The sequence below is a fragment of the Streptomyces sp. NPDC093546 genome, from assembly GCF_044765045.1.
Lineage (GTDB): Bacteria > Actinomycetota > Actinomycetes > Streptomycetales > Streptomycetaceae > Streptomyces.
Window position 1 is genome coordinate 16879 of record NZ_JBIWJG010000018.1, and the last position, 13750, is coordinate 30628.

At 71.5% G+C, this 13750-nt stretch carries 15 protein-coding genes; 8 read left to right on the top strand and 7 right to left on the bottom strand.

All coding sequences use genetic code 11. The features are described 5' to 3' along the window. Position 1: 1 nt before the first annotated feature. The 5 genes from ACIRNI_RS28760 to ACIRNI_RS28780 form a co-directional block, all read right to left on the bottom strand. Complete coding sequence (locus tag ACIRNI_RS28760; protein ID WP_403555798.1) at positions 2 to 805, bottom strand: MlaE family ABC transporter permease; 804 nt, start codon at positions 803 to 805, stop codon at positions 2 to 4. A 4-nt stretch (positions 806 to 809) separates the two neighbouring features. Then, positions 810 to 1580 (bottom strand): MlaE family ABC transporter permease, encoded by a 771-nt coding sequence (locus ACIRNI_RS28765; protein ID WP_403555800.1) that lies wholly within the window; start codon positions 1578 to 1580, stop codon positions 810 to 812. After that, positions 1577 to 2506, bottom strand: coding sequence for an ABC transporter ATP-binding protein (locus tag ACIRNI_RS28770; RefSeq protein ID WP_403555802.1), 930 nt, complete (start codon positions 2504 to 2506; stop codon positions 1577 to 1579). The genes ACIRNI_RS28765 and ACIRNI_RS28770 overlap by 4 nt, the downstream gene beginning before the upstream one ends. Before the next feature lie 103 nt (positions 2507 to 2609). Further along, positions 2610 to 3587: an RNA polymerase sigma factor gene (locus tag ACIRNI_RS28775; RefSeq protein ID WP_403555804.1), complete on the bottom strand. Its 978-nt coding sequence runs from the start codon at positions 3585 to 3587 to the stop codon at positions 2610 to 2612. Between the two features lie 51 nt (positions 3588 to 3638). Beyond that, on the bottom strand, positions 3639 to 4748 hold the full coding sequence (locus ACIRNI_RS28780; RefSeq protein ID WP_403555806.1) for a lytic murein transglycosylase: 1110 nt from the start codon (positions 4746 to 4748) through the stop codon (positions 3639 to 3641). A gap of 133 nt (positions 4749 to 4881) precedes the next feature. Between ACIRNI_RS28780 and ACIRNI_RS28785 the strand changes: the two genes are divergently transcribed. The 8 genes from ACIRNI_RS28785 to ACIRNI_RS28820 all read left to right on the top strand — a co-directional run bounded on the left by ACIRNI_RS28785 (position 4882) and on the right by ACIRNI_RS28820 (position 12308). Continuing rightward, complete coding sequence (locus tag ACIRNI_RS28785; protein ID WP_355352890.1) at positions 4882 to 5145, top strand: hypothetical protein; 264 nt, start codon at positions 4882 to 4884, stop codon at positions 5143 to 5145. Then, positions 5142 to 5519 carry a helix-turn-helix domain-containing protein gene (locus tag ACIRNI_RS28790; RefSeq protein WP_403555808.1) on the top strand — a complete coding sequence of 126 codons (378 nt, stop codon included), beginning with the start codon at positions 5142 to 5144 and terminating at the stop codon, positions 5517 to 5519. The genes ACIRNI_RS28785 and ACIRNI_RS28790 overlap by 4 nt, the downstream gene beginning before the upstream one ends. 154 nt (positions 5520 to 5673) lie before the next feature. Continuing rightward, entirely contained in the window at positions 5674 to 6222 is a 549-nt protein-coding gene (gene uraD / locus ACIRNI_RS28795; protein WP_403555810.1) for a 2-oxo-4-hydroxy-4-carboxy-5-ureidoimidazoline decarboxylase, read from the top strand. Next, positions 6219 to 6608 carry a hydroxyisourate hydrolase gene (uraH, locus tag ACIRNI_RS28800; RefSeq protein ID WP_403555812.1) on the top strand — a complete coding sequence of 130 codons (390 nt, stop codon included), beginning with the start codon at positions 6219 to 6221 and terminating at the stop codon, positions 6606 to 6608. Before uraD ends, uraH begins: the two co-directional genes overlap by 4 nt. Before the next feature lie 7 nt (positions 6609 to 6615). Further along, positions 6616 to 7539, top strand: coding sequence for a factor-independent urate hydroxylase (pucL, locus tag ACIRNI_RS28805; protein WP_403555814.1), 924 nt, complete (start codon positions 6616 to 6618; stop codon positions 7537 to 7539). Between the two features lie 71 nt (positions 7540 to 7610). After that, positions 7611 to 9089 (top strand): nucleobase:cation symporter-2 family protein, encoded by a 1479-nt coding sequence (locus ACIRNI_RS28810; RefSeq protein ID WP_403555816.1) that lies wholly within the window; start codon positions 7611 to 7613, stop codon positions 9087 to 9089. A gap of 45 nt (positions 9090 to 9134) precedes the next feature. Then, entirely contained in the window at positions 9135 to 10520 is a 1386-nt protein-coding gene (locus ACIRNI_RS28815; protein WP_355352908.1) for an 8-oxoguanine deaminase, read from the top strand. A 318-nt stretch (positions 10521 to 10838) separates the two neighbouring features. Next, complete coding sequence (locus ACIRNI_RS28820) at positions 10839 to 12308, top strand: nucleobase:cation symporter-2 family protein (RefSeq protein WP_403555818.1); 1470 nt, start codon at positions 10839 to 10841, stop codon at positions 12306 to 12308. Positions 12309 to 12424: 116 nt separating this feature from the next. Here the strand turns inward: ACIRNI_RS28820 and ACIRNI_RS28825 are convergent, their stop codons facing one another. Together ACIRNI_RS28825 and ACIRNI_RS28830 are read right to left on the bottom strand one after the other, a co-directional pair. Next, positions 12425 to 13000, bottom strand: a complete 576-nt coding sequence (locus tag ACIRNI_RS28825) for a TIGR03086 family metal-binding protein (RefSeq protein ID WP_403555820.1) — start codon at positions 12998 to 13000, stop codon at positions 12425 to 12427. A 97-nt stretch (positions 13001 to 13097) separates the two neighbouring features. Further along, positions 13098 to 13706, bottom strand: a complete 609-nt coding sequence (locus tag ACIRNI_RS28830) for a hypothetical protein (RefSeq protein ID WP_403555822.1) — start codon at positions 13704 to 13706, stop codon at positions 13098 to 13100. Positions 13707 to 13750: the final 44 nt, after the last annotated feature.

Consider the following 13750-nt stretch of genomic DNA (forward strand, 5'->3'; position numbering starts at 1 on the left):
CCTACCCCGCGATCCGTACGGTCGTGCCGGCGCCCCAGATCGCCAGGCTCAGGAAGAAGTCCAGGACGTTGATCGCCACGATGGACGTGCGCACCGCGCGGCCGACGGCGACGCCGACCCCGGCCGGGCCGCCGCGCGCGTAGTAGCCGTAGTAGCAGTGCACCAGGATGATCACGACCGCGAAGACGATCACCTTGCCGAACGACCACAGCACGTCGACCGGCGGCAGGTACTGCTGGAAGTAGTGGTCGTACGTCCCCGCCGACTGGCCGTAGTAGCCGGTGGTGATGGTGCGGGCCGCGAAGTACGAGGACAGCAGGCCGACGACGTACAGCGGGACGACGGCGACGAACCCGGCGATCATGCGGGTGGTGACGAGGAAGGGCAGCGACGGTACGCCCATGACCTCCAGGGCGTCCGTCTCCTCGCTGATCCGCATCGCGCCGAGCTGCGCCGTGAAGCCCGCGCCGACGGTGGCGGAGAGCGCGAGCCCGGCGACGAGCGGGGCGATCTCGCGGGTGTTGAAGTACGCGGAGAGGAACGCCACGAAGTTCGACGTGCCGAGCTGGTTGAGCGCCGCGTATCCCTGGAGGCCCACCTCGGTGCCGGTGAAGAAGGAGAGGAACGCGATGACGCCCACGGTGCCGCCGACGACGGCGAGCGCGCCGCGCCCGAAGCTCACCTCGGCGAGCAGCCGCAGGATCTCCTTCTTGTAGCGGCGCAGGGTGCGGCCGGTCCAGGCGAGCGACCGGCCGTAGAAGGCGAGTTGGGCGCCCAGCTCCTCCAGGCGGTGCAGCAGAGCCATGCGATCACCCCTTCTGCGGAACGACTTGGAAGTACACGGCGGTCAGCACGAAGTTCGTCACGAAGAGCAACATGAAGGTGATCACCACGGACTGGTTCACGGCGTCCCCCACACCCTTCGGGCCCCCCTTCGCCGTCAGCCCCTTGTACGAGGCGACGATCGCCGAGATCGCGCCGAAGACCAGGGCCTTGAACTCGGCGGCCCACAGGTCCGAGATCTGCGCGAGGGAGGTGAAGGAGGCGAGGTACGCGCCCGGCGTGCCGTTCTGGAGGACGACGTTGAAGAAGTAGCCGCCCGCGACGCCGACGACGGAGACCAGGCCGTTGAGGAGCACCGCGACCAGCATCGAGGCGAGGACCCGCGGGACGACGAGCCGGTGGATCGGGTCGATGCCCAGCACCTGCATCGCGTCGATCTCCTCGCGGATCTTGCGCGCCCCGAGGTCCGCGCAGATCGCGGTGCCGCCCGCGCCGGCGATCAGCAGCGCCGTCACGATGGGCGACGCCTCGCGCAGGACGGCGAGGACGGAGGCGGCGCCGGAGAACGACTGGGCGCCCAGCTGCCGGGTGAGGCTGCCGATCTGGAGGGCGATGACCGCGCCGAAGGGGATCGAGACCAGGGCGGTGGGGAGGATCGTCACACTCGCGATGAACCACGCCTGCTGGATGAACTCCCGCACCTGGAAGGGGCGGCGGGGCAGCGTGCGCAGCACGTCCAGGGCCAGCGCGAAGAGGCTGCCGGACTGGCGCAGGGCGCCGATCGGGGAGAGGCTCACTCGGCCACCGCCTCCTTCACCGCTGTCTCGCGCTCGGCGATGGCCTGCCAGCGCTCCGGCCGGTCGATCCCGGCGCTCGGCAGCAGCCGGGGCGTCAGAGGCGTCGGGGCGTCGTCGCCCGACGCGTCGATCTGGGCCAGCTCCTGCTCGACCTGCGCGGCGTCCTTCTCCTCCGCCATGCCGATCGGGCCCTGCATGCGGCCGTTCAGGAACTGCCGTACGACCGGTTCGGTGCTGGTCAGCAGCTTGTCGCGGGGGCCGAACATCACCAGCTCGCGGCGGAAGAGCAGCCCGATGTTGTCGGGGACCTGGCGGGCCGAGGCGATGTCGTGCGTGACGATCAGGAACGTCGCGTCGATCTGGGCGTTGAGGTCGACGATCAGTTGGTTGAGGTAGGCGACCCGGACCGGGTCGAGGCCGGAGTCCGGCTCGTCGAAGAGGATGATCTCCGGGTCCAGGACCAGCGCCCGGGCCAGCCCGGCGCGTTTGCGCATGCCGCCGGATATCTCGCCGGGAAGCTTCTCCTCGGCGCCGATCAGGCCGACCATGTCCATCTTCTCGAGGACGACGCGCCGGATCTCGCTCTCGGACTTGCGGGTGTGCTCGCGGAGGGGGAAGGCGATGTTGTCGTACAGGTTCATCGACCCGAACAGCGCGCCGTCCTGGAACAGCACCCCGAAGAGCTTCCGCACCTCGTAGAGGTCGTGCTCGCGGAGGGTGGTGATGTCCTGGCCCGCGATGCGGATCGAGCCCCGCTCGGGCCTGAGCAGCCCGACGAGCGTCTTGAGGAAGACCGACTTGCCCGTGCCCGAGGGGCCGAGCATCACCGAGATCTCCCCGGCGGGCAGTGTCAGCGAGACGTCCTGCCAGATGACCTGGTGGCCGAAGGACTTCGTCAGCCCTTCCACGCAGATCTCGACACCCATCCGGTTCACCCTTCAGCCCGTGAGCAGCTCCGACATCTGCTCTACGGGGAGGGGCGGGGCGTCCGTCGCGCGGAACCGGAGTTTTTTCCGGAGGGCTTCTCCGTCAGGGGGTGGGGAGCCCGATGTCCGAGGTCGGTACGGGTACGGGGAGCCCCACCGGCGGGAGGGGCAACTCCGGAACGCGGAGCTCCGGGACCTCGGCGACCTTCGTGACCTCCGGGACCTCGGGAACCCCGGGGAGCGGCGGAACCTTCGGCAGCGTCGGTGTGGGCAGCGGCAGGGACGGCAACGGCGGCCGCGGCGGAGCCGTACGGTCCGCAGGTGTCCTCTCCGCAGGTGTCCTCGTGGAGGGCGCCGACGTGGGCGTGGGCGTGGGGGAAGCCGACGGGGGCGGTTGGAGGGGGGCGCGGACGCTCGGGGCCTTTGAGGTCACCGGGGCCGAAGCGGGCCGCTCCCGGGCCGGCCGGTCCTGAACGTGCGGCAGTACGAACCCGGCCACGGCGAGGGTCGCGGCGGTCGAGGCGGCCGCCACCGCCACCTGCGTGGAGCGCGGGCGGCCGCGCCCGCAGAGCCACAGCAGCAGCCCCAGGGTGGCGGCGAGCGAGTTGCGCAGGGTGCGGCGGGCGCGGGCGAGCAGCGACTCGACCGTGCGGTAGCTCAGGCCCATCTTGTGCGCGACCTGCCCGACGTCCAGGTCCTCGGACTTCAGCCAGAGGGCCTCCGCCTGGCGCGCGGGCAGCTCCCCGCTCCGTACCGCGAGCCACCTCGCCTCGGCGCGGTCGCACACCAGCTCGTCGACCGGCGCCGGGCCGGGCGGGACCAGCGCGGCGGCCCGGCCGGGGTCGGCGTCGCGGTGGACCTGGCGGTACCGGTCGACGCACAGCCGCATCGTGACCGTGGTCAGCCAGGCGCCGAGGCGCTCGTCGTCGAGGTGCGGCTGCTCGGCGGCGCGCAGCATCGCCTCGTGCACGGCGTCCTCGGCGTCCTCCAGGCTCATGGACCTGCGCCGGGCCACCTTGAGCAGGTGCTCGCGGTGGCTCCACGCCCGCTGCCAGCGGTCATCGGACACGTCCGTTCCCATGAGGGCCCCTTCGCGCTACCCGCCGGTACCTGCCGCCCGGCGGGCGCGACATTACCGCCCGGTATCCGGAATTGTGGAGGGGGCTGCGGGCATCGAGTCCTGACCGTTGCCGAGCGGCGGACCTGGGAGGACGGCATCGGCATCCGGAAGCGGAAGATCTGATTCCGAAGCCGGGGCATCGGGTGCTTCCACCGTGGCCGTCGGCCGCGGCCGGGCCGGCTCCGACGGCTCCGAGGGCCGCGACGGCTGCGCACGCTGCGGCGGTACGGGTCCGGACCCGGCCTTCGAGGAGCCGCCCGGCCGCGCCGGGCCGGGGGAGCGGGCCGGCTCCGGCGACGGCGTACGGGAGGGCTCCGGGTCCACCACGGGACCCGCGACCACCACGGGGTCCCCGCCGAGGAAGTACGCGTACCAGGCCCTGACCGTCCGCAGGTACGCCGTCGAGTGGTTGTAGCCGAGGATCGCCCGGTCCAGGTCGGACGGGTCGGCCAGGTCGCGCCCGCCCGCGCAGAGGTAACGCCCGGCGGCCAGCGCCGCGTCGTGGATGTTCCCGGGGTCGGCGCGGCCGTCGCCGTTGCCATCGGCGCCCCAGGCGGCCCAGGTCGACGGGATGAACTGCATCGGCCCCACCGCGCGGTCGTACACCGCGTCCCCGTCGTACGCCCCGCCGTCCGTGTCCCTGATCAGCGCGAAGCCGTTGCCGTCGAGCCGGGGGCCGAGGATCGGCCGCACCGTCGTGCCGTCGGCGGTGAGGCGTCCGCCGCGCGCCTGGCCCGACTCGACCTGGCCGATCGCCGCGAGCAGCTGCCAGCGCAGCCCGCACCCCGGGGCGCTGCCCGCGAGCGCCGTCTCGGCGTGCCGGTAGGCGGCCAGCACCGCGGCGGGCAGCGTTCCGCCGAGGCCGCCCGAGCCCGTGCTCGTACCGGTGGCCGGGCCCGCGGGGGCGGCCGTCCCCTTCCCCGCCCGCAGCGGCGGGAGCTCCGTGCGGTACGGCGAGTCGCCCGTCACGCTCGGCCCCGCCGTGACGCGGCCGCGCCCGCCGGACTCCTCCGTGGCCGAGGCCACCGCTCCGGGAGCCTGCGAGGCGGTCAGCGCCGCCATCGCCGCCGCCGCGAGCGCCGTGCCCCTGACGGCTCTTCCCTTGTGTCCGCGTTCCGTCACCGCGTACGCCCCTTCCTGCCCTTTCCGTCCTGTCACCGGCTCTACGGGGCGAAGGGGCCGGTCCGTCGCACGGAGGAGGCGATTTTCGGGACCGGGCGGCGGAAGGCGGCCGGGCGGGCCTTACCGTGGGGGCATGCAGCGACTGAGAGTGGAGTTCACGACCGAGCCGTTCGACCTGGACGAGGCCCCCGCGCACGCGCTGGTGGCGCGCGAGGTCATCGAGGCGGCCGACCTGGACGCCGTGGACGTGGGACCCTTCGGCAACACCGCCGAGGGCGGCGCGGACGCGGTGCTCACCGCCGTCGACGCGCTCCTGCGACGGGCTCTCGGCGCGGGCGCCACCCGGGTGTCGCTGCAGGTCAACGTACTCGGCGACGCCGGAGAGGACGACAAGTGACCGAGCCGGGAGATCACCCCCTGGTCACCGCGGTGAAGCCGCTGGTGGACGCGATGGGCGCCGAGATACTGACCCCTCAGCAGGCCGCGGCCGACGACGTCGTCCTCACCTGGGAGGGCGAGGAGATCCTCGCCGTACGGCTTCCGCAGCTCGCCGACTCGCTGGAGCGCATCCTGGCGGCGATGGAGCGGCGCCACGGCATGCCGCTGTCCGCGCTGGACCGCAAGACGAAGCAGTCGGTGGTCCGTACGCTGGAAGCGCGCGGCGCCTTCTCGGTGCGGCACGGCGTGGAGACGGTGGCGAACGCCCTCGGCGTCAGTCGTTTCACCGTCTACAACTACCTGAACAGGGAAAACGCCGCGAAGAGTGAGTAGCTGAACACACTCGGTAGAAAGCCGCCGTCCGCATGTCGGGACGGCGGCTTTTGTGTCCCCGAAGTTTCAACAAAGTGTTGACGGGGCGTTGGCGGAGGGCGTTAGCTATCCGCAGCCCGTCAAAGCACAGCGAAAAACAGCCACGGAGGCTCCCGTGACCTCGAGTTCACAGCGCCTTTCGGGGGACGACAGCACCCCCGAGACCCCCGCGGGCCTCACCCGGTTCAACACCTCGGCGGACAGCGACGCGCTCGCCGCCCTGCACGAGGTGTGCGCCAGTTCGGCGTGGGGCAGCAAGCTGCTGGCCCAGCGCCCGTACGCCACCACCGAAGCCCTCCTCCTCGCCAGCGACGCCGCCATGGCCGAGCTCACCGCGGAGGACCTGGCCGAGGCGATGGCGGGGCACCCGCCGATCGGCCGCCCGAAGCCTGGTGACCCCACCTCCTCCCGGGAGCAGAGCGGGATGGCCGGCGCCTCCGAGGCGCTCAAAGCGGAAATGCTCGAGCTGAACCTGGCCTACCAGGAGAAGTTCGGGCACGTCTTCCTGATCTGCGCCACCGGCCGGACCGGAGAGCAGATGCGCGACGCGGTCCGCGAGCGGATCGAGAACTCGCCCGAGCAGGAGCGGGAGATCGTCCGCACCGAACTGGGCAAGATCAACCGCATCCGCCTGACCCGTCTCGTAGAGGAAGCACACGCATGAGCACGGAAACCACCGCCTCGGTGTCCACGCACATCCTGGACACCAGCATCGGTCGCCCCGCCGAGGGCGTCGCCATCTCCCTCGCGGCCCGCAGCGGCTCCGGCGCGGAGTGGGTGGCGCTCGGCGGTTCGCGGACCGATGCGGACGGGCGCTGCAAGGACCTGCCGGCCCTGCCGGAAGGCACCACCCACGTACGTCTCGACTTCGAGACCGAGGCGTACTTCGACAAGAAGCAAGCCGAGGCGCAGCAGGACGCCCCCCGCGTAAGGGACAGCGGCGCGTTCTTCCCGGAGGTGGCGATCACGTTCGCCGTCGTACCGGGCGAGCACTACCACGTACCGCTGCTGCTCAACCCGTTCGGCTACTCCGTTTACCGAGGGAGCTAGCAGACACATGCCCACGATTCTCGGCCAGAACCAGTACGGCAAAGCAGAGAACCGCGTCGTCAAGATCACGCGGGACGGCGACACCCACCACATCAAGGACCTGAACGTCTCGGTCGCCCTCTCCGGCGACATGGACGAGGTGCACTACTCGGGTTCGAACGCCAACGTCCTGCCGACCGACACCACCAAGAACACGGTGTACGCGTTCGCCAAGGAGTACGGCATCGAGTCCGCCGAGCAGTTCGGCATCCACCTCGCCCGTCACTTCGTGACGTCGCAGGAGCCGATCCACCGGGCGCGCATCCGCATCGAGGAGTACGCCTGGGAGCGCATCGAGACCTCGGACGCCAACTCCAAGTTCATCGGCGCCGACGAGGTCAAGCACTCCTTCGTCCGCAAGGGCCAGGAGACCCGCGTCAGCGAGATCACCTACGACGGTGAGAACTGGCAGGTCATCTCCGGTCTGAAGGACCTGGTCGTCATGAACTCCACCAACTCGGAGTTCTGGGGCTACGTGAAGGACAAGTACACGACCCTCCAGGAGGCGTACGACCGCATCCTGGCGACCCAGGTCTCCGGCCGCTGGCGGTTCAACTGGACCGACGACGAGCAGCGGATGCCCAACTGGGAGAAGTCCTACGAGCAGGTCCGCAAGCACATGCTCCAGGCCTTCGCGGAGACCTACTCCCTCTCGCTGCAGCAGACGCTGTACCAGATGGGCGCGCGCATCATCAACAACCGGTCGGAGATCGACGAGGTGCGCTTCTCCCTGCCGAACAAGCACCACTTCCTGGTCGACCTCGAGCCGTTCGGGCTCAAGAACGACAACGAGGTCTACTTCGCGGCCGACCGCCCGTACGGCCTGATCGAGGCCACCATCCTGCGGGACGGCGTCGAGCCCCAGATCCCGGTCGACATGACCAACCTCTGAGCCAGGCCGCTGACCGCCCCGCTCGACCGACCCCGGTCGGGCGGGGCGGCACCGGACCGGAGGGACCAGCAATGGCACAGCCTGCAGGGCCGGCATCCGAAGGCCCGTGTTCCACCTCGCCGGACACCACCGCGCCGCCCGGTGCCGCCCCGGAGGTGCTCACCTCCGCGGCCCACCGCGCACCGAAGAGCGCCGCCGGACCGGACGGCGTCGACTGCCACCCCGTCGACGAGAAACTGCCCTTCTCGCGGCTCGTCCCCGCCGCGCTCCAGCACATCGCCGCCATGTACGCGGGTGTCGTCACCCCTCCGCTCATCATCGGGCAGGCCGTCGGCCTGGACGCGGCCGGCATGACCCGCCTCATCGCCGCGAGCCTGCTCATCGCGGGGCTCGCGACCATCCTCCAGACCATCGGCATCACCAACGTCGCCGGAAACCGGCTGCCGTTCGTGAACGCCGCCTCCTCCGCCGGCATCGCGCCGATGCTCGCCATCGCCGAGACCAGCGCCCCCGGCCATCAACTGCCCGCCATCTACGGCGCGGTGATGGTCGCCGGAGTCTTCTGCCTCGCCGTCGGGCCCTTCTTCGGCCGGCTCCTCCGCTTCTTCCCGCCCCTGGTCACCGGCGTCGTCATCACCCTCATCGGGGTGACCCTGATGCCCGTACCGGTCGGCTGGGCGCAGGGCGGGGACGCGCACGCCGCCGACTTCGGCGCCATGAAGTACCTGGCGCTCGCCGCCTTCACGCTCGTCGTGATCCTGCTCTTCCAGCGCTTCGGCAGGGGCTTCGTCAAGCAGATCGCCCTGCTGCTGGGCCTGTTCATCGGCACGCTCGCCGCGATCCCCTTCGGGATGGCCGACTTCACCTCGCTGCGCGAGGCACCGGTCGCCGCGCTGCCCGCGCCCTTCGCCTTCGGCGCGCCCGAGTTCCAGCCCGCCGCGATCCTCTCCCTGTGCATCGTGATGCTGGTGCTGATGACCGAGTCCAGCGCCGGCATGCTCGCGCTGGGCGAGATCTGCGAGCGGCGCACCGACGGGAAGACCATCACCCGCGGCCTGCGCACGGACGGCATCGCCACCCTCATCGGCCCCGTCTTCGGCGGGTTCCCGACCTCGGCCTTCGCCCAGAACGTCGGAGTCGTCTCCCTCACCCGCGTACGCAGCCGCTACGTCGTCGCGGTCGCGGGCGGCGCGCTGCTCGTCCTCGGCGCCTTCCCGGTGCTCGGCGCGGTCGTCTCGCTGGTCCCCATGCCCGTCCTGGGGGGTGCCGGTATCGTGCTCTTCGGTTCGATCGCGGTCAGCGGCATCCGTACGCTCTCCGAGGCCGGACTGGACGACAGCTCCAACATCATCCTGGTGGCCGTCGCACTCGGAGCCGGCATCATCCCGCTCGCCGCGCCCACCTTCTACGCCGGATTCCCCGCGTGGGCACAGACCGTGCTCGGCTCCGGGATCAGCGCGGGCGCGCTCGTCGCGGTCCTGCTCAACCTGTTCTTCCACCATCTCGGCACCCGGAGCCGTCACGCGGCCCCGGCACTCAAATCCTCCTAGGGTCCTGCCGTGCCCACACCGCCACTGAACGAAGAAGGAAGCACCATGGCACCTTCGGCAGCCCAGCGCATCGTGATCGAGAACTGCGCGATCGCGACCGTCGACGCCAATGACACCGAGTACGCCTCGGGTCACCTCGTCATCGCGGACAACAGGATCGAGTCGATCGGAGCAGGAAAGGCCCCCGAGGGCCTGGAGAACGTGGTCCGGCGCATCGACGCCACCGGCCACCTCGTCACCCCCGGCCTGATCAACACGCACCACCACTTCTACCAGTGGATCACCCGTGGCCTGGCCACCGACCACAACCTCTTCAACTGGCTCGTCGCCCTCTACCCGACGTGGGCGCGCATCGACGAGCAGATGGGGTACGCGGCCGCCCAGGGCTCCCTGGCCATGATGGCCCGCGGCGGCGTCACCACCGCCATGGACCACCACTACGTCTACCCGAAGAACTCCGGCGACCTGTCCGGCGCCATCATCAAGGCCGCGTCCGAGATGGGCGTCCGCTTCACGCTGGCCCGCGGCTCCATGGACAAGAGCGAGAAGGACGGCTTCCTGCCGCCCGACTTCGCCGTCGAGACCACCGAGGGTGCGCTCGCCGCGACCGAGGAGACCGTCAAGAAGCACCACGACGCCTCCTTCGACGCGATGACCCAGGTCGCCGTCGCGCCGTGCTCCCCCTTCTCCGTCTCCACCGAGCTGCTCCGGGAGGGCGCCCAGCTCGCCCGCCGCCTCGGCGTGCGCATGCACACCCACGGCTCGGAGACCGTGGAGGAGGAGAAGTTCTGCCACGAGCTCTTCGGGATGGGCCCCACCGACTACTTCGAGTCGACCGGCTTCCTCGGCGAGGACGTGTGGATGGCGCACTGCGTCCACATGAACGACTCCGACATCGCGGCCTTCGCCCGCACCAAGACCGGCGTCGCCCACTGCCCGTCGTCCAACGCCCGCCTCGCCGCCGGCATCGCCCGCGTACCGGACATGCTGAAGGCCGGCGTCCCGGTCGGCCTCGGCGTCGACGGCACCGCCTCCAACGAGTCCGGTGAGCTCCACACCGAGCTGCGCAACGCCCTGCTGATCAACCGTCTCGGCGCGCACCGCGAGGCGGCCCTGAACGCCCGTCAGGCGCTGCGCCTCGGCACCTACGGCGGCGCCCAGGTCCTCGGCCGGGCCTCGCAGATCGGCTCCCTGGAGGCCGGCAAGCTCGCCGACCTGGTGCTGTGGAAGCTGGACACCCTCGCGCACGCCTCCATCGCCGACCCGGTGACCGCCCTCGTCTTCGGCGCGGCGGCCCCGGTCACCGCGTCCTTCGTCAACGGCAAGCAGATCGTCGAGGACAACCGCCTGCTGACGGTCGACGAGGACGCCATCGCGCGCTCCACCCGGGACGAGGCCCAGCGCCTCGCCCGGATCGCCGCCCAGGGCTGAACCCCTGGCACCGCACTCCGGCCGGGTACCTGACACCCGGGCGGACATCGCCACCCGGCCGGTTCTTCCGGCCGGGCGGGCGATCCACGAAGTCCGGTCGAGGGGGACGGCCCTCGACCGGTCGCCGTGGACCCGAGCGGGGTCCATGGCAGCCGGGCCGGGGGGTGCGTACCACGACTGGTACCGCACCTCCCGGAACGGTGACGCGTGTCTCCTCCCCCACGTCCCGACGACACGCACCGGGCGCACCACCTGCAACACCGCACCACCTCCCTGAAATCCACGTCGTCGCACGTGTAACCGACCGGAGGAACCGCCGTGGCCGCCAAGCCCAGGTTTCGCAACCCCGACAACACCCCCGACCCCGAGTCCCCGGACGTGGGAGCAGCCGCCGCGGACCGGAAGCATCCGGTCGACGAAACGCTTCCGCCCGCCAAGATGCTCACCAGCGGCCTCCAGCACGTGGCCGCCATGTACGCGGGTGTGGTGGCCCCGCCCCTGATCGTCGGAGCGGCCGTGGGCCTCTCCGGCACCGAACTCACCTTCCTGACCGGCGCCAGCCTCTTCACCGCCGGCCTCGCCACCTTCCTCCAGACCCTCGGGATCTGGAAGATCGGCGCCCGGCTGCCGTTCGTCAACGGCGTCACCTTCGCCGGCGTGGCGCCGATGCTCGCGATCGTCGCCACCACCGACGACAAGGCCGACGCCCTGCCGGTCATCTTCGGCGCGATCATCGTCGCCGGTCTGCTGGGCTTCATCGCCGCGCCGTTCTTCAGCAAGCTGGTCCGCTTCTTCCCGCCGGTCGTCACCGGCACGGTCATCACCCTGATCGGTGTCTCGCTGCTGCCGGTCGCCTTCGGCTGGGCCCAAGGGCCCAATCCGGCGGCCAAGGACTACGGTTCGACCACCTACCTCACCCTCGCGGCGATCACGCTCGTCCTGGTCCTGGTGCTGCGCCGCTTCACACGCGGCTTCGTCAAGCAGATCGCCGTCCTCATCGGCCTGGTACTGGGCACGCTGATCGCCATACCCTTCGGCGTCACCGACTTCAGCCCCGTCACCGAGGCCGACGTCATCGGCTTCCCCACCCCCTTCCACTTCGGTGCCCCGCAGTTCGCGCTCGCCGCGATCATCTCCATGTGCGTGGTGATGCTCGTGTCGATGACCGAGTCGACCGCCGACATGCTGGCGCTCGGTGAGATCGTCGACAGGCCCGCCGACGAGAAGACCATCGCCGCCGGTCTGCGCGCCGACACCCTCGGCTCGGCGATCAGCCCCTTCTTCAACGGCTTCATGTGCAGCGCCTTCGCGCAGAACATCGGCCTGGTCGCGATGACCCGCATCCGCAGCCGCTTCGTGGTCGCGGCGGGCGGCGGCTTCCTGGTCCTGATGGGCCTGTCCCCGGTCGCCGCCTCGCTCATCTCGGTCGTGCCCCGCCCGGTGCTGGGCGGCGCGGGCGTGGTCCTCTTCGGCTCGGTCGCCGCGAGCGGCATCCAGACGCTGGTCAAGGCCGGCCTGGAGAAGGACAACAACGTCCTCATCGTGGCCGTCTCGCTGGCCGTCGGCATCATCCCGATCACGGCGCCGGAGTTCTACCACGCCTTCCCGGAGACCGCGAAGATCATCCTGGACTCCGGCATCTCCACCGGCTGTGTCGCCGCCGTCCTGCTGAACCTGGTCTTCAACCACCTCGGCGGCCGCAGCGACGACGACGAGGTGACGGCGCCGATGGAGCCGGGCGAGGAGATCTCCGAAAGCCGCACGGCCAAGACGGCACCGGTGCACTGACCGGTGCACTTAGCCCGACCGCACCAAGCCCGACCGCACTCAGCCGTCCCCGCCCCGGCCCCGTAGGGAGACCTCCTTACGGGGCCGAGGTGCGCCGTCCACCGACCGACCCTCCCTTACGCCCCCGGCCAGTCCGGGTGCCGCCCGCTCAGCCCCACCACGCGGTCGAGCAGCGGCGCTTCGTCCGGTACCTTCACCGGCAGCCCGAACGGGCCCCGCTCCTCCGGGCTGTCGGCCGTCGGAGCCAGCAGCGCCTCGCACACGCGCAGGGCCTCCTCGTCGGCGGCGTACTCCTGGCCGGTCGCGCGGGCCAGGTCCCAGCCGTGGAGGACCAGCTCGTTGAGGGCCACCATGCCCGCCACCTCGCCCGGCAGGGTCACACCGCCCGCCCGCGTGGTGCCCTCCCACGCCTCCGGGGCCCGCCAGGCGGCGGCGAGTTCGTCGAGCCGGCGCGGGAGCGCGGTGCGCCAGTCCCCGTCGAGCGTCGGCAGGGCGTCCTCCGGGCTCGTGTCGGTGGTGGGCCCGAAGTCCTTCCGGGCGGAGTCCCGGAAGGCGAGCGCGAGCCCCGCGAGATGGCCCAGCAGATGCCGCACGGCGTAGTCGGGACAGGGCGTCGGTGCGTCCAGCCGGTCGCCGCCGACACCGTCCAGCAGCGCCGCGACCCGCCGGGCCGTGGGTCCGAGATCGAGCATGGCTTCCTCCTTCATAGACTTTTTCATCGGTTTCCGTGGTGTTCGACCCGGCACGGGCCCCGGAACTCATCGCCGTCCCGCCCTCGCCGTCCCGCCCTCACCGGATCCGCCGCCGGCACTCGGCCGCCAGCCGGGGGTACGCCTGCGCGATGGCCTCGTACACCCGCCGCCGCAGCAGCCGCTCGGCCTCCGCCCGCCCGGTCGCCCCGAACAGCCCGTCCAGCAGCGTGTCGTACCGCCCCAGCGCATGGCGCAGATAGTCCACCTGCCACCGCACCAGCGCCCCCGCCGGACCGGGACCGGGGCCGCGACCGGGCCCCGGACCCCCGCCCCCGCCATCGCCCGGCCGGTCCTCGGCCGTCAGCCGTCGGTGCCGTACCGCCCGCCGCTCCAGCTCCGGGCCGGGCAGCATCGGCACGCGGATCGGCTCCGCCCGGATCGCCGCCAGCACCGCCCGGCGGCGCTTGTCCGCCGCCGCCCGGGCGGCGGCCGAGCCCGGCCCGGCCGCCGCCGCGCACGCCGCGAACTCCGGCGCCCGCTCCACCGCCTCCACCCGCGCCAGCAGATAGAGCCGCACCGGCGCGACCGACCAGCGCCGCGGATCGCGCCCCTGCACATCCGGCTCACCGAGCAGCCCGCGCACCATCGCGTCCGTCCACCCGCGCTCCCGCAGCCCGGCAGGCGTCACATACGTCAGCACCGACACCACGTCGTCCCCCGTCCCTCATCCCCGGTCCCTCGGCCCCTCCA

Coding starts and splice junctions, on each gene's coding strand:
- ACIRNI_RS28760 (WP_403555798.1), bottom strand. CDS start 805: ATGGCTCTGCTGCACCGCCTGGAGGAGCTGGGCGCCCAACTCGCCTTC.
- ACIRNI_RS28770 (WP_403555802.1), bottom strand. CDS start 2,506: ATGGGTGTCGAGATCTGCGTGGAAGGGCTGACGAAGTCCTTCGGCCAC.
- ACIRNI_RS28775 (WP_403555804.1), bottom strand. CDS start 3,587: ATGGGAACGGACGTGTCCGATGACCGCTGGCAGCGGGCGTGGAGCCAC.
- ACIRNI_RS28785 (WP_355352890.1), top strand. CDS start 4,882: ATGCAGCGACTGAGAGTGGAGTTCACGACCGAGCCGTTCGACCTGGAC.
- uraH (WP_403555812.1), top strand. CDS start 6,219: ATGAGCACGGAAACCACCGCCTCGGTGTCCACGCACATCCTGGACACC.
- pucL (WP_403555814.1), top strand. CDS start 6,616: ATGCCCACGATTCTCGGCCAGAACCAGTACGGCAAAGCAGAGAACCGC.
- ACIRNI_RS28810 (WP_403555816.1), top strand. CDS start 7,611: ATGGCACAGCCTGCAGGGCCGGCATCCGAAGGCCCGTGTTCCACCTCG.
- ACIRNI_RS28815 (WP_355352908.1), top strand. CDS start 9,135: ATGGCACCTTCGGCAGCCCAGCGCATCGTGATCGAGAACTGCGCGATC.
- ACIRNI_RS28825 (WP_403555820.1), bottom strand. CDS start 13,000: ATGCTCGATCTCGGACCCACGGCCCGGCGGGTCGCGGCGCTGCTGGAC.